We start from the raw sequence: 19,142 nt of genomic DNA on the forward strand, positions 1-19,142 counted from the left end.
GGCCGGGGGCGCGGTGCCGGAGAGAATGGGCAGGTGCGCTACGCGATTCTCGGCACCGCCCAGGCCATCCGCGACGACGGGACCACCGTCGCCGTCGGCGGAGCGCGCCTGCGCGCCCTCCTGACCGCGCTCGCCCTGCGGCCGGGCCGTGCGGTGCCGGCGGGGCTGCTGGTCGCCGAGGTGTGGGACGCGGCCCCGCCGGCCGACGCCGTCGCGGCGCTCCAGGCGCTGGTGGGGCGGCTGCGGCGGACGCTCGGGCACGCGGCCGTGCGGTCCGTGGAGGGCGGCTACCGGCTGGAGGCGGAGCGGGACGACGTCGACCTGTACCGCTTCGAGCGGCTGGTGCGCGCCGCCGCGGCCGAGCCGGACCCGGCCCGGGCGGCGGCCCTGTACGACGAGGGGCTCGCGCTGTGGCGGGGGCCGGCGCTGGCCTCCCTCCCCGATGCGGCGGCCGAGTCCGCGCGCTGGGAGGCCGTACGGACGGACGCGCGCCGGGGCCGCCTGGGCGCGGCGCTGGCGCTGGGCGAGGCGGAACAGGCACTGCCGGAGCTGACCGAGCTGTGTGCGCGGCAGCCGCTGGACGAACCCTCGCAGGTGCTGCGGATCCGGGCCCTGCGTGCGGCGGGCCGCCCGGCGGAGGCGCTGGCCGCGTACGAGACCGTCCGTCAGGACCTCGCCGCCCGCCTCGGCACGGACCCGGGCCCCGCGCTGCGCGCCCTCCACTCGGAGCTCCTCTCCCCGCCCCCGCCGGGCACGCCCCCCGCCCCGGCCCCCATCCCGCTCCCCACCGCCCCCGCCGCCCGGCACGACGCCGCCCGGCACGACGCCGGGCCCCACGGGAACCTCCGGGCGCGGCTCACCACCTTCGTCGGGCGGGAGGACGACATCCGCGTCATCGGCGACGACCTCGCCCGGGCCCGGCTCGTCACGCTCCTGGGCCCCGGCGGGGCCGGGAAGACCCGGCTCTCGCAGGAGGCCGCCGAGACGCACGCCCGCGCCGCCGCCGACGCCTGGCCCGACGGGGTGTGGTTCGTCGAGCTGGCGCCCGTGGAGGACCCGGAGGACGTCCCCGAGGCGGCCCTCGCCGCACTCGGCGCCCGCGAGACCAAGCTGCGCGGGGCCGCCGCCGAGGAGCTGCGCGCACTGACCGACCGGGCCGGGGACGACCCCCTCGACCGGCTCACCGAGCACTGCTCCCGCCGCCGGCTGCTGCTGCTCCTCGACAACTGCGAGCACGTCATCGGCGCCGCCGCGGTACTCGCCGAGCGGCTCCTGACCCACTGCCCCGGCGTGCGGATCCTCGCCACCAGCCGGGAACCCCTCGGCGTGCCCGGGGAGTTCCTGCGCCCCGTCGAACCGCTGCCCGACCCGGTCGCCCTGCGGCTGCTCGGCGACCGGGGCGCCGCCGCCCGGCCCGGGTTCCGGGTCACCGACGACCCGGCCGCCGCGGCCGAGATCTGCCGCCGCCTCGACGGGCTGCCGCTCGCCATCGAGCTGGCCGCCGCCCGGCTGCGGCTCCTCACCCCGCGCCAGATCGCCGACCGGCTCGACGACCGTTTCCGCCTGCTGACCGGCGGCGCCCGCACCGTCCTGCCCCGCCAGCAGACCCTGCGCGCCGTCGTCGACTGGTCCTGGGACCTGCTGGACGAGCCGGAACGGGCCGTCCTCGGACGGCTGTCCGTCTTCGCGGGCGGCTGCGACCTGGAGGCCGCCGAAGCCGTCTGCGCGGACCCGGACGCCGGCCCGGACACCGACGTCGCCGATGCCATGGCCGCCCTCGTCGACAAGTCCCTCGTCGTGGCCGCGCCCGGCCCCGCCGGCGACATGCGCTACCGCCTCCTGGAGACCGTCGGCGAATACGCCGCCGAGCGCCTCGCCGAGGCCAGCGCGGGAAAGGACCGCGAAGCCACCGAGCACCGCCACCTCGTCCACTACCGCGAACTCGCCCGCACCACCGAACCCCTGCTCCGCGGCCACGGCCAGCGGGCGGCCGCCGACCGGATCGCCACCGAGTACGAGAACCTCCGTACCGCCCTGCGCCGGGCCGTCGCCGCCCGCGACACCGGCGAAGTGCTGTGCCTCGTCCACTCGCTCGGCTGGTACTGGCACATGCAGGACCTCCGCGCCGAATCCCGGCACTGGTCCGAGGCCGCCGCCGAACTGGGCCCCGACCCGTTCCGGCCGCCCCACGTCCCCGCCGGGCCCGTCTACGAACGGCTCGTCGACTCGCCCCCGCCCTACTCCGGCGAGGTGCTCACCGAGGGCTGGCGCGCCCTGCACCTGGTGCGGCTGGCCTCCCGGGACCAGACCAGCACCGACTGGGACAGCCCCGAGGTCCGCGAGCAGGTGGCGGGCGTGCTCGCCACCTACCGGCCCGGGCTCCCGCAGACCTGCCGGACCCCGGCCTCCCTGTGGATCTACGCCGTGATGATCGCGGGCGACGCCGGGCTGCTCAAGCGGGTCGTGGACGCCACCGTCGACACCGCCCGCGAGCTCGGCTACCGCTGGGAGCTCGCCTCCGCCCTCCAGCTGCGGGCCAACATCCTCGCCAACCGCGCCGACTGGGCCGGCGACGCCTCCCGCGACGCCGACGAGAGCCTGGCGCTCTTCCGTGAACTCGGCGACCACTGGGGCTGCGCCGAGGCCCTGTCGGCCCGCGCCGAGTCCCGCGAGAAGCGCGGGGACCACGCCCTGTCCGCCCGGGACTACCGCGAGGCGATCGAGTACGCCGAACGCCTCGGCGCCAAGGCGCAGGTGACGGTGCTGCGGGTACGGATGGCCGGGTCCCTCGTGGAGAGCGGCCGGATCGAGGAGGCCGAGCGGATCCTCACGGAGAGCCTCACCACTCTGGACCGGTTCGGGAACGAGGCCATGCCCGCCGCCCGGATGTTCCTCGCGGGCGTCTACGGCCGCACCGGCCGCATCGCCGAGGCCCGTGACCAGATCCGGACGCTGCGCGAGGAGTTCGCCCTCGGCGCCTTCGCCGTCTTCGACGTGTTCCTCCTCGCGACCACGGCCTGGCTGGACAACCAGGAGGGCAAGTACGAGGACGCCCTGCGGCTGGCCCGGGAGGCGGCGGGAGCCGTCCGGCACCCGCTGGCGATGATGGTCGCCCCGCAGATGCCCGCCCTGTACCTGCTGACGGCCGCGGTGGCCCGGACCGGGCTGGGCGGCACGGGGCAGGCGTACGAGAGCGCGCGGCTGCTCGGCGCCTACCGCGCCCACCTGCCGGCCGGGCACGTCCCGGTCTCCTCCGAACGCGAGGACGCCGCCCTCGCCGGGGAACGGGCGCGGGCGGCGCTGGGGGACGCCGCGTACGAGGCGGCGTACGCCGAAGGCGGCGGCCTCACCCTGGAGGAGGCCACCGCCCTCATCTGATCCGGCCGGCCCCCCGTGCGGTGCCGTCCGGGACGCGATCCTGACGGACCGGCCGGCCGGGGATCAGGTCTTCTGGCGGAACTTGCGGACCGCGACCGGCATGGTGACCGCCGTGATGGCGACCGACCAGGCCAGCGTGACCCACACGGAGTTCCCCAGCGGGGTGCCGTTGATCAGGCCGCGGGCGGCGTCGGCCAGGTTGGAGAGCGGGTTGTAGTCCGTGAAGGACTGCAGCCAGCCCGGCATCGTCGTCGGCGGGGCGAAGATCGAGCTGCCGAACTGCAGCGGCATCAGGACCAGCATCGCCATGCCCTGGACGGCCTGCGCGGTCTTCAGGGTCAGACCCAGCAGGATGAAGATCCACATCAGGGAGGCGCCGAAGACGGCCGACAGCCCGATGGCGAGGAACAGGTCCAGCACCGAGGACTTGATGGACAGACCCAGGATGAAGCCCACGGTGAGCAGGATGGCGATGGCGACCATCATCCGGCCGAGCTCGACCACGATCTTCGCGACGAGGACCGAGGACCGGGCGATGGGCATGGACCGGAAGCGGTCCATCACGCCCTTCTTGAAGTCGTCGTTGACGCCGGTGCCGACCCCCATCGCGATGTTCATGCCCATCATCGCCATCAGGCCCGGGACCACGTAGTTGACGTACTCGCCCTGGTTGCCCTTGCCGGAGATCGCGCCGCCGAAGACGAACACGAACAGCAGCGTGAAGATGATCGGCATGAACAGGACGTCGAACATCGACTCCGGGTCCTGCTTGATCTGGAGGGCGTTGCGCCGGACGAGCGCGCCGATGTGGCGCAGGTTGGCCCGCAGGCCGATCCGGCCCTCGGAGGGCGGGCGGGACGCGGCCGTGACGGCCGCGGTGGTGCTGGGCTTCGTCGTGGTGGCGGTGCTCATGCCGCGACCTCCTGGTTCGGCTCGGTCTTGCGGGTGGGCGCGGCGTCCTCGGCCGTCGCCGGCTTCTGGCCGGTGATGGACAGGAACACCTCGTCCAGGCTGGGCAGGTACGTGCCGAGGTCGGCGATCGCGTATCCGCGGGCGGCCAGCAGGCCGACCACCGCGGTCAGCTGCCCGTCGCTCAGGATCGGCACCAGCAGCACGCCCTCGTCCGGCACCGCCTGGGAGCCGGCCACCCCGTCCAGACCGGCCTCCGCCAGCGAGCGGGCGATGTCCGGCAGGTCGGACGGGTGCACCGGCCGGATCCGCAGGGTGCGGCCCCCGACGCGGGCCTTCAGCTCGTCGACCCTGCCCTTGGCGATGACCTTGCCGCGGTCGATGACCGTGAGCTCGTTCGCGAGCTGCTCGGCCTCCTCCATGTACTGGGTGGTGAGCAGCACGGTGGCGCCCTCGGCGACCATCCGCTGCACCTCGTCCCACACCTCGTTGCGGGTACGGGGGTCCAGACCGGTGGTCGGCTCGTCCAGGTAGAGCACCGCCGGGCGGCCGATCATCGAGGCGGCCAGGTCCAGCCGGCGGCGCATCCCGCCGGAGTAGTGCATCGCCGCCTTCTTCGCCGCCTCGGTCAGGGAGAACCGCTCCAGCAGCTCGTCCGCGCGGGCCCGGGCGTCCTTGCGGGACAGGTCCAGCAGCCGGCCGATCATGTAGAGGTTCTCCCAGCCGGAGAGCTTCTCGTCGACCGAGGCGTACTGGCCGGTGAGGCCGATGGTGCGGCGCAGCTGGCGGGGCTGGCGGACCACGTCGAAGCCGGCGACCGTGGCGGTGCCCGCGTCGGGGACGATCAGGGTGGACAGGCAGCGGACCAGGGTGGTCTTGCCGGCGCCGTTCGGTCCCAGCACGCCGAGCACGGTGCCCTCGCGGACGTCCAGGTCGACCCCGTCCAGGGCCTTGGTCTCGCCGTAGTGCTTGACCAGCCCCCGCACTTCCACGGCGTGGGAGTTCTTGTCGTTTCGCGTCATGTCCACCATGGGACCAGCCGTCACTGACAAAGCTCCGACAGGCCTCCGACAGCCATCCCACACGCAGCCGACAGCCCGCCGGCGGGCCTGCCGGCGGGCTGTCGGTCAACGGCGACTTGGACGACGGGGACTAGTGGAAGGCGTGCTCCTCCTGCGGGAACGTTCCGCCCACCACGTCCTCGGCGAAGGCCTTCGCCGCGTCGCCCATGGTCCGGCGCAGGTCCGCGTACTGCTTGACGAAGCGCGGCATCTTCCCGCCGGTCAGGCCCATCATGTCGGTCCACACGAGCACCTGCGCGTCGCACTCCGAGCCCGCACCGATGCCGACGGTCGGGATGTGCAGCGACCGGGTGACCTCGGCGGCCAGCTCGGCCGGGACCAGCTCCAGGACCACCGCGAAGGCACCCGCGTCCTGCGCGGCCTTCGCGTCGCGCAGCAGCTGGTGCGCGGCCTCGTCGGTGCGGCCCTGCACCCGGTAGCCCATGGCGTTCACGGACTGCGGGGTCAGACCCAGGTGGGACATGACCGGGATGCCGGACTGGACGATCAGCTCGGTCTGGTGCAGCGAGCGCTCCCCGCCCTCCAGCTTGACCGCCCCGACACCGGCCTCCTTCACCAGTCGGGTCGCGCTGCGCAGCGCCTGCACGGCGCCTTCCTGGTAGGAGCCGAACGGCAGGTCGCCGACGACCAGGGCCCGGCTGGTGCCCCGTACGACGGCCGCCGACAGCAGGGTCATCTCGTCCATCGTCACGGGGACGGTGGTGTCGTAACCGAGGTGACAGTTGCCCATGGAGTCACCGACGAGGATCACCGGGATCCCGGCCTCGTCGAACACGGACGCCGTCATGGCGTCGTAGGCGGTGAGCATGGGCCACTTCTCGCCGCGCTCCTTGGCGAGGTTGAGGTCGCGGACGGTGATCCGCCGGTTGCCCGTGCCCCCGTACAGGGTGGGGGAGGCGGCTTCGCGGGCAGGCGAAACGGCATGCGTCATTGCAACTGCTCCTTGTGTCATCTCGAGGCACCCTTACGGCGTCCCCGGACTCACCCACCATGGTGGCACCCGTCCGGCCGTGGACGGAAGTGGGAGGGCCGCGGCGCGCTGACCGGTCCGTCACACTCCTGGCCCGTCTCCAGGCGCGCCGGAGCCAATGTGCGCGTTTCGTGACAAGCGGAACCCTTGCCGCACGGCCGTTCGTCCTCCCGGTTGTACGGCCGCGAGGACGGCACGGAAGGCTCCCGACATCGCCTAGGGTCAAGGCACGGGGACGGAGCGCGAGCACGGCAGCGAGGACATGGCATGGCACAGGCGTACATGACGGAGACGGGGAACGGCGGCTCCGAGCCCGGGCCCCCCGGATCCGGACTGAAGCGCCTCCTGGCCGAGCTGCGGGGCGACCGCGGCATTTGGAAGCGCGGCATCGTCACCGCCGGGGTCGCCGCCCTGATCTCGCTGGTGATGATCTTCCACGCCGAGCTCTCCAACGACGTGGGCAACCTCGGCAGCCTCGTCGAGACCTTCCTGCCCTGGCTGGGGCTGGCCGTGCCGGTCCTGCTGGCCATCGCCGTGATCCGCAGGTCCGCGACGGCCCTGATCGCGATACTGCTGACGGCCGCGGTCTGGGTGAACCTCTTCGGCGGCCTGGTCACCGACAAGTCGGGCTCCCGCGGCAACCTGATGGTCGCCGCCCACAACGTCGACGCCGACAACCCCGACCCGCGCGGCACCGGCGAGGCGCTCGCCACCTCGCGGGCGGACGTGCTGGCCCTGACCGAGCTCAAGGCGAGCGCCGTCCCCGTCTACGAGAAGGCCCTCGGAGGCGCGTACAAGTACCACGCGGTCGAGGGCACGGTCGGCGTGTGGAGCAAATACCCGCTGACCTCCAGCAAGCCCGTGGACATCCGGCTCGGCTGGACCCGCGCCATGCGCACCACCGTCGCGAGCCCCTTCGGCGAGATCGGCGTGTACGTCGCCCACCTCCCCTCGGTCCGGGTCAAGCTCAACGCCGGCTTCACCGCCAACCAGCGCGACAACAGCGCCGACGCGCTCGGGGCGGCCCTCGCCGCCGAACCGCTGAAGAACGTCATCCTGCTCGGCGACCTCAACGGCACCATGAACGACCGCGCCCTGTCCGAGGTGACCTCGCAGATGCGTTCCACCCAGGGCGCGGCCGGCGACGGCTTCGGCTTCAGCTGGCCGGCGCAGTTCCCGATGGCCCGGATCGACCAGATCATGGTGCGCGGGGCGAAGCCGGAGGCCTCCTGGACCCTGCCCCGCACGGGCAGCGACCACCTCCCGGTGGCCGCCCGGGTGACCGTACGCAGGTGAGCGGCGCGCCGCCCGCGCGAAGCCAGGGGGCCCGCCGCTCACGCGGCGGGCCCCCTGGCTTCCCCGTCGGGCCGGCTGCGGCGGCTACGCGCGCTCGCGCCAGCCGTTGGTGATGGGCAGCCGGCGGTCCTTGCCGAAGCCCTTCGCGGAGATCTTGGTGCCCGGCGGGTACTGGCGGCGCTTGTACTCGGCCGTGTCCACCATCCGCAGGGTCCGGGCCACCAGCTGCCGGTCGAAGCCGGCCGCGACGATCTCCTCCAGGCCCTGGTCCCGGTCCACGTACAGGTCCAGGATCGCGTCGAGCACCGGGTAGTCCGGCAGCGAGTCCGTGTCCACCTGACCAGGGCGCAGCTCGGCGCTCGGCGGCTTCACGATCGAGTTCTCCGGGATGGGAGGGGTCTCGCCCCGCTCGACGGCGGCCCGGTTGCGGTACCGGGCGAGCCGGAAGACGTCGCTCTTGTAGACGTCCTTGATCGGCCCGTAGGCGCCGACGGAGTCCCCGTAGAGGGTGGAGTAGCCGACGGCCAGCTCGGACTTGTTGCCCGGGGCCAGCACGATGTGCCCCTCCTGGTTGGACACCGCCATCAGCAGGGTGCCGCGCAGCCGGGACTGGAGGTTCTCCTCGGCCAGGCCGGTCAGGCCCAGCGAGCCCATGTAGGCGTCGAACATCGGCTCGATCGAGACGGTGCGGAAGTTCAGCCCGGTCCGTTCCGCCAGATCGGCGGCGTCGCCCTTGGAGTGCTCCGAGGAGTACTTCGAGGGCATGGCGATGCCGTACACGTTCTGCGCCCCGACCGCGTCGCAGGCGATGGCCGCGACGAGCGCCGAGTCGATGCCCCCGGAGAGCCCGATCAGGACGGAACGGAAGCCGTTCTTCCTGACGTACGCGCGCAGGCCCACGACCAGCGCGTCGTACACCTCCTCGTCGTCGTCCAGGCGCTCGGCGTAGCCACCGGTCACGACCGGCTCGTACGCCTCCACCGGCTCCTCGGAGAGGATCACGCGGTCGATGCGCAGGCCGTCGTCCACCACCCCCTCGGGGGCGTCCGCCCGAGCGGCCGGCAGGTCCAGGTCGACCAGGACGCAGCCCTCGGAGAACTGCGGGGCGCGGGCGATGACCTCGCCGGACGCGTCCACGACGATCGAGTCGCCGTCGAAGACCAGCTCGTCCTGGCCGCCCATCATCGCCACGTAGGCGAGGGTGCAGCCGGCCTCCTGGGCGCGCTTGCGGACCAGTTCGAGGCGTACGTCGTCCTTGTTGCGCTCGTACGGGGACGCGTTGACGGAGATCAGCAGCCCGGCCCCGGCGGCGCGGGTGGCCGGGACGCGGCCGCCCTCCTGCCAGAGGTCCTCGCAGATGGCCAGGGCCACGTCGACGCCGTGCACCCGGATGACGGGCTGGGTCTCTCCCGGCACGAAGTACCGGAACTCGTCGAAGACCCCGTAGTTGGGCAGGTGGTGCTTGGCGAACCGCAGGACGACCCGGCCGCGGTACAGCACGGCGGCCGCGTTCTCCGGGGATCCCGCGGGGCGCCCCAGCCGGGGGGCGGCCCGCTCGCTGCGGTCGAGGTAGCCGACGACGACGGGGAGCCCGCCGAGCCCCTCGTCCGCCAGCCGCCGGGCCAGCGCGGCCAGCGCGGTGCGGGACGCTTCCACGAAGGAGGCCCGCAGGGCCAGGTCCTCGACGGGGTAGCCCGTCAGCGTCATCTCCGGGAACGCCACGAGGTGGGCGCCCTGCTCGGCGGAGTGCCGCGTCCAGTGCACGACCGAGTCGGAGTTGGCGGCGATGTTGCCGACCTGCGAGTCGATCTGATTCAGAGCGAGGCGTAGTTGAGGCACGGGCCCAGTCTAATCGTCTTTCTGACGCGATGTCCTGGGCCGGGCCGTGACGCCGTCGTTTCCGGGGCCCGGCGGACGGTTCGGCGGATGGTTCGGCGGACGGTTCAGCGGACCGGCCCCGTGAACTTCGCCGGGGGCAGCAGGACGCCGGGGGAGAGGTCCGCGCTGATGGACTTCGTGCCCTCCGGCACCTCGAAGGCGGCACTGCCGGACGCCGAGTGGCCCGGCTCGATCACCGTCTCGACGCGCTTGGGCATCCGGCCGTCGAAGACGAGCTTGCCGGGCCGGCCCTGGTCGTCGACGACCGCGGGAATCGCGTGGATGACGCGGTGGGGCCGGTCGGAGGTGTTGGTGATGGTGAAGTCCACCCGCACCGCGTTGCCCACCTCGATCCACTTGCTGCTGGTGGTGTACTTCCGGGGTTCGGCGATGCGCACCTGGATCCCGCTGGGGTACGTGTACGTACGGCCGAAGTCGAGCGGGGTCGTGATGCCGGGGCCCGACGGGGGCAGGGCGGCGTCCTCGTCACCTTCGACCAGGTCGTCCTCGTCCCACTCCTGGTCCCACTCCTCGTCCCACTCCGGATCCACGGTGATCTCGCGGCCGGCGCGCTCGACGGCCCGGTCGACGACGGCGACGGTGAGGAACCAGCCGCCGACGCAGGCGCCCAGGCTGAGCAGGCCGAGGCCGGCGCCCACGAGGGACATCACCTTGCGCGGGGCGCCGGCCAGGGCGCGCACGAGGGCGGCGATGCCGAGGCCGAGGGCGGTCATGCCGAGGAGCGCGCCGATCCAGAACACGAACGGGACGATGGCCACCGGGACGGCCACCAGGCCCAGGACCAGCGCGGCGACGGCCATCCCGTTGGAGGGTGCGACGGGCGCGGGCCGGAAGCCGGGATGGGCGGCGTAGCCGGGGTACGCGGCGTAGGGCGGCGCCGGCGGCGGGCCGACGTGGCCCCAGGCGCCGGTGGGCGGCGCGGGCTGGCCCCAGGCACCGGTGGGCGGGGCGGAGGCGCTCGGCGGGAACTGCGGCGGGGCCGCTCCGGGGGCGGGCGCGGCCCACGGGTCGAACTCCCCGGGCGGGGGCGTCGGGGCCGGGGCGGGCGGGATGTCGGCGGGGGGTGCGTCGGCAGGAGGGGTCTGGGCGGGCTGGGCCTGTGCGGGCGGGGCGTCGGCGGGCGGCGCGTCGGCCGGCGCGGCGTCCGCCGGCGGGGCCTCGGCCGGCGGGGCGTCCGCCGGCGGGGTCTTCGTCAGCGACGGCCGCACCGGCTCGGGGGCGGAGACGGGGGCCGCCGGCTCCGGCGCGGACGCGGCGGTGTCCGTCCGCGGCTCCTCCAGTGACGGCTTCTCCAGTGACGGCTTCTCCGCCCCGGGTATGGGCGCGTCCGCGGGCTCGGGCGGCGGACCGGACGGGGTCCCGGGCGGGTTCGGGGGCGTACTCATGCCTGAGGCGTCCTTGGAGTGTGCGGCGTACGGGGCGCGGAACGCGGTGTACGGACGATGCGGGCAGCCTGCCATGCCCCCCGGCACCCTCCAAGCGGATTCGGCCCCCGCGCCCCGGCCCGGGAGCGGAATCGGCCGAAGTGCCGGAATCCGGACTCCGGCCCGGGGAACGCGGCAGGCGGCGCGCACGTTCTCCCCGTGCGGGACTGGGCCGGATGGCCCTGGGCGCGCATCCCGGCGATCCCGGCCGCGGCACCGCCCGGGGGCGCCGCACGCCGATGCCGGATCTGCTGAGGATCATTCACCCCATGCGTACAGAACGCCCGAAACGTCCGCACCGCCCCGCAGGAGTCGCACCCCCGAGCACCAGGCCCGTCGCCCTCCTCATCGGCCTCGGCGCGGCCGCGTACACCGCCTGGGTGCTCGAAGTCGTCCTCTCCACCGGCCTCAACCCCATCGAGACCTACGTCAGCGAACTCGCCGCCCAGGACCAGCCCCTCGGCGGCCTCTTCCGGGCCACCGACTTCACCGCGGGCCTGCTCGTCCTCCTCGGCGGGCTGCTCGCCCTGGCGCGCCTGGTCCGCCACCCCCCGTCCCGGGGCATCTGGGCCGTCGCCGGCTGGTGCGGGATCACCCTCTTCGGCGCGGCCACCGCCGCCGACGCCTGGCTGCCGCTCAGCTGCCGGCCCACCGCCGACCCCGAATGCGCCGCCCGCGAGACCGCCGGACTCGTCCCGGCCACCCATCAGGCCCACGCCATCAGCAGCAGCCTCGCCATGACCGGCGCCCTCATCGGGACGGTGGCGCTCACCGTCGCCGCCCGGCGGTACGGGCGCCTCGCGCCCCTCGCCCGCTACGGCCCCGCCCTCGTCACCATGGAGCTGCTCGCCACCGCCTGGACGCTGACCGCCATCGCCCTGTTCACCGCCGGGCACGGCACCTGGGCGCTCGGCGCGGGACAGCGGCTCCAGGTGCTGCTGGTCGCGCTCTGGCTGGGGCTGCTGGCCCGCTCCGTCCACGAGGAGCGCCGTACGTGAACCCCCCGCCCCGTTTCGTCCGCGTGTACGGGATCCCGCTGCACGTCGTCCTTGAGGGCGCCGGGCCGCCCGTGGTGCTGAGCGCCGGGCTCGCCATGGCCTGGTTCGACTGGGACCCGGTCGCGGCCCTGCTCGCGGCCCGGGACCGGACCGTGATCCGCTTCGACCGGCCGGGGCACGGGCTGAGCGCCCCGGCGACCGAGCCGCCCGGCGCCGCCGGGGAGGCCCGCCGGATCGCGGGCCTGCTGGACGGGCTGGGCCTGGGCGGCACGCCCGTCACCGTCGTCGGGCACTCCATCGCCGGGTTCCACGCCGAGGCCTTCGCCCGCCTGTACCCGGAGCGCACCGCCGCCCTCGTCCTGGTCGACTCCAGCGTCGAGGAGGCGCCCCGTACGGTGCTGCCCGCCGCGCTGCGCACCGGCGCCGCCCGCGCGCTCGGCCGGGCCGTGACCGCCGCCGGGCTCCCGGCCGCGCTGGGGCCCGCGCTGCGCGGCGGGGCCGTACGCGCCTCCCGGGCCGGCCGGGCCGCGGATCCGGCCGCACGGGACCTCGTACGCCGCTGCTACCGCACGGGCCGGGTCTGGCGCGGGGCCCTCCTGGAGAACTCCCGCTACCCCGACACCGCCGCCGAGCTGCTCGCCCTGCGCGCGGAGCACCCGCTGACGGCGCCCGCCACCGTCCTGGCCGGCCACGACGGCTCACCGGGCGACGCCGCCCGGCGCTGGCTCGGCCGCCAGGCGGCCCTCGCCGAGGTGCTCGGCGCCCGCTTCGAGGTCGCCGAGCCGGCCGGACACCTGGTCATGCTGGACCGCCCGCACCAGGTGGCGCGGGCGGTCCTGCACGCCCGCGGGTAGCCGCCGGGCCGGGCGGGGGCGGGCTACCGCGGCGCCGCCCCGCGCCCGCGCAGCATGTCCGCCATCAGCGTCAGCTCCGACTGCTGTGCCTCGACCATGCCCTGGGCCAGCGCCCGCTCCGCCGGGGTGGCGCACTGGCGGGCACAGCCCTCGGCCATGGCGACGCCGCCCTTGTGGTGGTCGGTCATCAGCTGGAGGTACAGCACCTCGGCGTCCCGGCCGTTCGCCGCGCCGAGCCGCGAGAGCTCCTCCTTCGTCGCCATCCCGGGCATCAGCGCCCCGGGCTTGGCGCCGGCGTGCCCCGCGTGGCCCCCGGACCCGCCGTGGCCCTCCTGCGAGGACATCCACGACATCGGCGGCTCGTCCGCCACCACCTTCGGCAGCCCCCACAGGTCCAGCCAGCCCAGCAGCATGCCGCGCTGGTTGGCCTGCGTGTTCGCGATGTCGTACGCGAGGGTGCGCACGGGCTCGTCCTGGGTGCGGTCGCGGACGATGAAGGACATCTCCACCGCCTGCTGGTGGTGCACCGCCATGTCCCGGGCGAAGCCCGCGTCCGGCGAGTACAGGGCCGGCGCGGCGGCGGACGGGGAGCGCCCGCCGTCACCGTCCGGGCCGTTCGCGGTGGCGACCGTGGCCCCCACCGCGAACAGCACGGCGAGCACGACGGCCGCGCCCGCCGCCCAGTACGTACGGGTCACTTCTCGCCCACCCCGTTGGTGCAGGCCGCGCCCGGCTCGGGGGTCTGCTGGCCCTGCACGTACTTGGTGAAGAACTGCGCCACGCGCGGGTCGTCCGCCTTGTCCACCGTCAGCTGCTTGCCCCAGGCGCTGAGCATGATCGCGCCGGCCTGCTCCTTGACGGGGCTGAGCAGCGTGTACGGGGTCTTGCCGACCTTCTCGGCGAGCTTGTCGACCTCGGCCTTGTCGGCCTTGTCGTTGTACGTCACCCAGACCGCGCCGTGCTCCAGCGAGTGGACGGCGTTCACCTCGGGGATCGGGTTCTTGTAGACGTCGCCGTCGCAGTTCATCCAGCGGGGGTGGTGGTCGCCGCCGACGGGCGGGTTCATCTCGTACTTGACCGCGGTCTCGACGTGGTTGCGGCCGAGCTTCTTCGCGTCCCAGGTCTGCTCGCCCGAGACCGGCGCCTTGCGCGCCGCCTCCGCGTCCTTCTCCTTCTGCTTCTGGTCGATCAGCACCCAGGCGCCGAATCCGACGAGACCGGCGACGATCGCCGTGGAGACGCTGATCGCGAGGATCTTGTTGCGCCGCTCGCGCGCCTGCTCGGCGCGGCGCATCTCGGCTATGCGCTGCTGGCGGGAGTTCTGCTGTGACGTCCTGCTGGCCATGTGCCCTGTTCCTTCTGCTGAGGGGGTGTGGGGGTGGAGCCGGTGGTGCCGTCCGGTGCGCCGGAGCGCTCAGGTCCGCAGCACTTGCAGGACGTGCAGGCCGGGCGCGCGCGCGAGGGTCCCGGGCGGCCGCACCGGCCCCGCGGCCGCGCCCGGGCGGGCGGCGGGCACCGGCCCGCTCCGGGGCAGGGCCACGGCGGGCGGCGGGGCGGGCAGCACGGCCGGGGTGACGTGGGAGAGGGGGGAACAGCCCGGAGGGTCGTACGGGGACACACAGGTGGCGTGCGCGGCGTGCCCGCCGTGCCCGGCGTGCACCCGTCCGGGCTCCGCCGCGGGCCGCACGCACAGGAACGCCACGCCGGCCGCCACCCCGGCCGCGATCAGCAGCACGAGGAAGGCGCGCCGGAAGGGACGCCCGCGGCGTCCGCTCCCCGTGTACTCCCAGCCCCCCATGGGCGCCGATGGTAATGCTCATGACTTGTGCGCGGTCGGAGCGGGGGTGCCATCGGCTCTGGGGGGTGCGTAATGTGGCGGAAACCACCACTGGCGATACTGGACGGGCCCGACCGCGCCCCTCCGCCCTTTTGGGGTGGTGGTGCACGGATCGTCTGAACTGCGAGGATGAAGGCATGGACAAGCAGCAGGAATTCGTCCTCCGGACGCTCGAGGAGCGCGACATCCGCTTCGTGCGCCTGTGGTTCACCGATGTGCTGGGCTTCCTGAAGTCCGTCGCGGTCGCCCCCGCCGAGCTGGAGCAGGCCTTCGACGAGGGCATCGGCTTCGACGGCTCGGCGATCGAGGGCTTCGCCCGGGTCTACGAGTCCGACATGATCGCCAAGCCGGACCCCGGGACCTTCCAGATACTGCCGTGGCGCGCCGAGGCCCCCGGGACGGCCCGGATGTTCTGCGACATCCTGATGCCGGACGGCTCCCCCTCGTTCGCGGACCCGCGCTACGTCCTCAAGCGCATCCTGGCCAAGACGTCCGACCTGGGCTTCACCTTCTACACCCACCCGGAGATCGAGTTCTTCCTGCTGAAGGACAAGCCGCTGGACGGCACCCGCCCCGTCCCGGCCGACAACTCCGGCTACTTCGACCACACGCCGCAGAACGTGGGCATGGACTTCCGCCGCCAGGCGATCACCATGCTCGAATCCATGGGCATCTCGGTGGAGTTCAGCCACCACGAGGGCGCCCCGGGCCAGCAGGAGATCGACCTCCGCTACGCCGACGCCCTCTCGACCGCCGACAACATCATGACGTTCCGCCTGGTCATGAAGCAGGTCGCCCTCGAACAGGGCGTCCAGGCCACGTTCATGCCGAAGCCCTTCTCCGAATACCCGGGCTCCGGCATGCACACCCACCTGTCCCTCTTCGAGGGCGACCGCAACGCCTTCTACGAATCGGGTGCCGAGTACCAGCTCTCGAAGGTGGGCCGCTCCTTCATCGCGGGCCTCCTGAAGCACGCCGCGGAGACGGCTGCCGTCACCAACCAGTGGGTCAACTCCTACAAGCGCATCTGGGGCGGCTCCTCCCGCACCGCCGGCTCCGGCGGCGAGGCCCCCTCGTACATCTGCTGGGGCCACAACAACCGCTCGGCGCTGATCCGCGTCCCGATGTACAAGCCGGGCAAGACGGGTTCCTCCCGGGTGGAGGTCCGCTCGATCGACTCCGGCGCCAACCCCTACCTGACGTACGCCGTACTCCTGGCGGCGGGCCTCAAGGGCATCGAGGAGGGCTACGAACTCCCGGCGGGCGCCGATGACGACGTCTGGGCCCTCTCCGACGCCGAACGCCGCGCGATGGGCATCGAACCCCTCCCGCAGAACCTGGGCGAGGCCATCTCCCTGATGGAGCGCAGCGAACTGGTCGCCGAAACCCTCGGCGAACACGTCTTCGACTTCTTCCTGCGCAACAAGAAGCAGGAGTGGGAGGAATACCGCTCCGAGGTCACCGCCTTCGAGCTGCGGAAGAACCTCCCGGTGCTGTAGGGCTTGGCTCCGTCCGGGCGGGCCGTCGGTCGGGGACCGGCGGCCCGTCTGTGTTTCGGCGGGCTGGCGGGGGCTACGGCTTGGCGCAGGTGAGGGTGACCTGGTCGCTGCGGGCGCTCAGGCCCGCTGACGGCACGTGGAGGGTCATGAAGACGCTCGGGGAGACGCCGTTGACGGTCGCCGGGAGGTTGACCACCTGGAGGAGCGAGTGGCTTTGGATGCCGGGTTCGAAGTGGGCCTTGCCCTTGGCGTAGGGGTCGGCGCTGGAGGCGAAGGTCCAGTAGTAGTCGACGTCGCCCTTGCCCGTGCCGGTGATCCGGCCGTCGAACTCGGCCCTGCTCGGCTTGGAGCAGTCGACCACGGTGCCGGGTTTGGTGAGGGTGACGACCTCGACCTTGGTGACCTTGACCTTTCCCTGCTTGCCGCCGTCCTGCTGGCCCCGGGGCGGTGTGGTGCAGCCGATGCGGCTGCCCATGGAGCTGACGGTGTACTTGCCGTAGCGGACGTCGTGCTTGTCGAGTGCGCCCTCGTCGTCCACCCGGGCGCGCTGGTTCGTCCGCGGGCCGTTGATCGTGACGGACTGGCCCGGCTCGAATCCCTCCAGCACGAGGTCGTACGAGGTGTCCTTGCCCTCCCCGGTCGCCACCAGCTCGCAGGAGCCGACGGCGGGCGCGGCCGCCGGGGCGGCCGCGGCCGGGGTGAGGACGGCCGAGGAGGCGAGGAGCGGGGCGGCGAGGAGTGTGAGGAAGCGGTGCTGGTTCATCGTGCTGCCCTCCGGGCGGGATGCCCCCGATGCTCGATGCTCCTCCCAGGATATCGGCGGTCGGCCGGCGCCCGCCTGCGCGGCGGCGGGTCAGGCGGGGGGCGTCCGGACCGCCGGGTGCCAGGTGGGGCGGGGGCCGGCGGGGCGGGTGGTCGTGGTGTGGAGCCGGGCGTCCAGGCCCAGGACGGCCGTGGTCGTGGTTCCGGCCGGGCCGAGTACGGCCGCAGGGGCGCCCGCGTACAGCATCCCGGACTCCGTCCAGGCGGGCGGCCCGCCCAGGGTCGCCGCGGCGACGGTGCCGGTGTCCGCCCGGCCCGTCACCGTGCGGCCCGCGGCGCCGACCGCGCCGTAGCCGGCCCGGCCGCCGGACTCCGAGACGCCGGAGACCCGCGGGGCACCCGCCCCCGCCGTGACGAGCGCGCTGCGGACCACCCCGGAGTCGGGGCGGCGGAAGTAGAGGCGGATGCCCGCGCCGTCCCGGGCCGCCGAGAGGGGGACCGTGGTGGCGGGCAGCCCGGTGGGGTGCGGCCCGGCGAGCGGGGCGCCGGGTGCGGGCTGCGTCCAGGCCAGCACGGACGCGGTGGTGGCGGCGTACACGTGACGCCGGCCGGCGGCGTCGACCACCGCGACCGGGTCGCTCTGGAGGTCCTCGCCGCCCAGCTGCTCCCAGTCGGTGAAGGCTCCCGACGGCTGCTGGGCGCGGGCGCGCAGGGTGCGGCGCGAATCGCGGAGGTAGACGGTGAGGCGGCCCTCGGCGTCGACGGCGGCCGAGGGGGTGCTGATGGCCGAGGTGCCGGGCTCGTCGTCCGGCTCGGGGGTGCCGAGGGAGGCCCACGCCCCGAACGGGCCGTCGGGCGCGGACTGGACCGCGTACACCACCTCGCGCCGGTAGTCGGCCGGGCGGGGCCCGAGCACGGTGCGGGTGGCGAGGACCGCGACGCGGCCGCCGGGGAGGCGGACGGCGGTGGCGCCCGGGTCGATGCCGGTGCCGGGGAGCAGGACGGGCCCCGTCCAGGTCCCGGCCCGGTCGCGCGTCCAGACGGCCATCCGCCCGTCCAGCGCGGCGAAGGCCCAGAGCCGGCCGGGGGTGCCCTCGGTGAGCCAGGAGGTGGTGTCGGCGCGGGCGTAGCGCAGCGACTGGGCCCAGTGGCGGCCGGTGGGGCTGCCCGCCACCTTGCGGTCGCCGCAGCCGGAGGGGGAACCGCAGTAGTCGGCCCGGTCGTGCCAGGCGTACGTCTTCAGGAAGCCGGTCTTCGTCTCGGCGGTCTGCGGGTCCAGCGCGTGCGGGAGGCTGCCGTTGTGGTAGCCGAGGTAGCTCTGGACCGAGAACCGAGGCCGGTCCGCGACCCGTTCCGCGTACAGCGCGGTGGCGGCCTGCACGAAGCGGGCGCCGTACATGTGGTCCTGGTGGTCGGTGTACCTCCCGGTGGCTGCGTACCGGTTCGGCGTCGGGTCCTGCATCCGTATCGTCGTCGGCCGGTACCGCTCCAGGATCCCGGCTATGGACTCGATCACCTGGTCCTTGGTGTACGAGAACTCCTGCTTGACCGGGGTGCCCGTGGTGAGCTGGGAACCCAGCGCCGGTATCCGGCCGTTCCACAGGCCGCGCAGGCTGTCCGGGTTGTCCGCGGCCGGGTTGCGGGCCTCGCGCAGCTGGAGCCAGACCAGGTTGACCTGCGGGCGGGCGACGAGGACGTCGAGCTCGGCCTGTCCGCCGCCGGCCGTGGGTATGACCGTACGTTTCCAGGCGCCGGCGCGGTCGCCGGTGGCCATCTCGGCGTAGGCGGCGCGTATGCCGTTCTGCCGGGCCTCCGCGTACCGGGCGCGGTCGGCGGGCTGCTCCGGGTCCTTGGCCTCTCCGCCGCGCGCTTCGTTGCGGCCGTCGGCCTCGCCGGAGGTGAGGTAGGCCGTGGTGACGGGCAGTCCGGCCAGCAGGGAGCGGCTGAGGTCGGGGTTCATGAAGAACAGGTCGTCGTCGGGGTGCGCGACGACCTGGACGACCGTGCCGGAGGTCGCGCTGGCGGGCAGGGCGGCGGCCGGGGCCTTCCCCTCGCCGGTCTCGGCCGCCGTCTGCTGGCCGGAGGTGACGGCGAGGACGCCGGAGGCACCCACGGTGAGCACGGGAAGCACGGCCGCGAGGAGGAGACGGCGGCGGGAAAGGGGCATGGTCACGGCCTCTTGAGGTCGCTTCGGGCAGGAAGAACCGCTGTGCGGTCACTGAGAGGCCGAATCG

The 19,142-nt window shown here is 74.0% G+C and carries 15 protein-coding genes; 5 read left to right on the plus strand and 10 right to left on the minus strand.

Translation table 11 applies throughout. From position 1 onward, the window contains the following. Window positions 1–33: 33 nt before the first annotated feature. Entirely contained in the window at window positions 34–3,378 is a 3,345-nt protein-coding gene (locus ACZ51S_RS20420) for an AfsR/SARP family transcriptional regulator (protein ID WP_468961625.1), read from the plus strand. Window positions 3,379–3,441: 63 nt separating this feature from the next. Here the strand turns inward: ACZ51S_RS20420 and ACZ51S_RS20425 are convergent, their stop codons facing one another. The 3 genes from ACZ51S_RS20425 to panB form a co-directional block, all read right to left on the minus strand. Further along, entirely contained in the window at window positions 3,442–4,290 is an 849-nt protein-coding gene (locus ACZ51S_RS20425) for an ABC transporter permease (RefSeq protein ID WP_468477618.1), read from the minus strand. Next, the gene (locus ACZ51S_RS20430; RefSeq protein ID WP_468961627.1) at window positions 4,287–5,318 is read right to left on the minus strand and encodes an ATP-binding cassette domain-containing protein; all 1,032 of its coding nucleotides are present in this window, start codon (window positions 5,316–5,318) and stop codon (window positions 4,287–4,289) included. Before ACZ51S_RS20430 ends, ACZ51S_RS20425 begins: the two co-directional genes overlap by 4 nt. 121 nt (window positions 5,319–5,439) lie before the next feature. Beyond that, window positions 5,440–6,300, minus strand: a complete 861-nt coding sequence (gene panB / locus ACZ51S_RS20435; protein ID WP_388935894.1) for a 3-methyl-2-oxobutanoate hydroxymethyltransferase — start codon at window positions 6,298–6,300, stop codon at window positions 5,440–5,442. A gap of 306 nt (window positions 6,301–6,606) precedes the next feature. On the opposite strand from panB, the gene ACZ51S_RS20440 reads away from it, so the two are divergent. Further along, window positions 6,607–7,635 (plus strand): endonuclease/exonuclease/phosphatase family protein, encoded by a 1,029-nt coding sequence (locus ACZ51S_RS20440; protein ID WP_468477616.1) that lies wholly within the window; start codon window positions 6,607–6,609, stop codon window positions 7,633–7,635. Between the two features lie 84 nt (window positions 7,636–7,719). Here ACZ51S_RS20440 and ACZ51S_RS20445 read toward each other — a convergent pair whose 3' ends face one another. Together ACZ51S_RS20445 and ACZ51S_RS20450 are read right to left on the minus strand one after the other, a co-directional pair. Continuing rightward, window positions 7,720–9,474 carry an NAD+ synthase gene (locus tag ACZ51S_RS20445; protein ID WP_468883879.1) on the minus strand — a complete coding sequence of 585 codons (1,755 nt, stop codon included), beginning with the start codon at window positions 9,472–9,474 and terminating at the stop codon, window positions 7,720–7,722. A 104-nt stretch (window positions 9,475–9,578) separates the two neighbouring features. Next, window positions 9,579–10,919 carry a hypothetical protein gene (locus ACZ51S_RS20450; RefSeq protein WP_468961629.1) on the minus strand — a complete coding sequence of 447 codons (1,341 nt, stop codon included), beginning with the start codon at window positions 10,917–10,919 and terminating at the stop codon, window positions 9,579–9,581. Window positions 10,920–11,227: 308 nt separating this feature from the next. Between ACZ51S_RS20450 and ACZ51S_RS20455 the strand changes: the two genes are divergently transcribed. Then, window positions 11,228–11,956 (plus strand): DUF998 domain-containing protein, encoded by a 729-nt coding sequence (locus ACZ51S_RS20455; protein ID WP_468477613.1) that lies wholly within the window; start codon window positions 11,228–11,230, stop codon window positions 11,954–11,956. Further along, window positions 11,953–12,810 carry an alpha/beta fold hydrolase gene (locus ACZ51S_RS20460; protein WP_468961631.1) on the plus strand — a complete coding sequence of 286 codons (858 nt, stop codon included), beginning with the start codon at window positions 11,953–11,955 and terminating at the stop codon, window positions 12,808–12,810. The genes ACZ51S_RS20455 and ACZ51S_RS20460 overlap by 4 nt, the downstream gene beginning before the upstream one ends. Window positions 12,811–12,833: 23 nt before the next feature. Here ACZ51S_RS20460 and ACZ51S_RS20465 read toward each other — a convergent pair whose 3' ends face one another. From ACZ51S_RS20465 to ACZ51S_RS20475, 3 genes are all read right to left on the minus strand, one after another. Beyond that, the gene (locus ACZ51S_RS20465) at window positions 12,834–13,508 is read right to left on the minus strand and encodes a DUF305 domain-containing protein (RefSeq protein ID WP_468477611.1); all 675 of its coding nucleotides are present in this window, start codon (window positions 13,506–13,508) and stop codon (window positions 12,834–12,836) included. Next, entirely contained in the window at window positions 13,505–14,155 is a 651-nt protein-coding gene (locus ACZ51S_RS20470) for a DUF3105 domain-containing protein (protein WP_388935874.1), read from the minus strand. Before ACZ51S_RS20470 ends, ACZ51S_RS20465 begins: the two co-directional genes overlap by 4 nt. A 69-nt stretch (window positions 14,156–14,224) precedes the next feature. Beyond that, entirely contained in the window at window positions 14,225–14,608 is a 384-nt protein-coding gene (locus tag ACZ51S_RS20475) for a hypothetical protein (RefSeq protein ID WP_468477610.1), read from the minus strand. A 176-nt stretch (window positions 14,609–14,784) separates the two neighbouring features. Between ACZ51S_RS20475 and ACZ51S_RS20480 the strand changes: the two genes are divergently transcribed. Continuing rightward, a complete protein-coding gene (locus tag ACZ51S_RS20480) occupies window positions 14,785–16,146 on the plus strand; it encodes a glutamine synthetase family protein (protein WP_344153501.1) in 1,362 nt (453 codons plus the stop codon). 73 nt (window positions 16,147–16,219) lie between these two features. Here the strand turns inward: ACZ51S_RS20480 and ACZ51S_RS20485 are convergent, their stop codons facing one another. Together ACZ51S_RS20485 and ACZ51S_RS20490 are read right to left on the minus strand one after the other, a co-directional pair. Next, window positions 16,220–16,909 carry a hypothetical protein gene (locus tag ACZ51S_RS20485; protein WP_468961633.1) on the minus strand — a complete coding sequence of 230 codons (690 nt, stop codon included), beginning with the start codon at window positions 16,907–16,909 and terminating at the stop codon, window positions 16,220–16,222. 90 nt (window positions 16,910–16,999) lie between these two features. Further along, window positions 17,000–19,075: a PIG-L family deacetylase gene (locus ACZ51S_RS20490; protein ID WP_468961635.1), complete on the minus strand. Its 2,076-nt coding sequence runs from the start codon at window positions 19,073–19,075 to the stop codon at window positions 17,000–17,002. Window positions 19,076–19,142: the final 67 nt, after the last annotated feature.

The sequence above is a fragment of the Streptomyces sp. NPDC034043 genome, assembly GCF_055575675.1.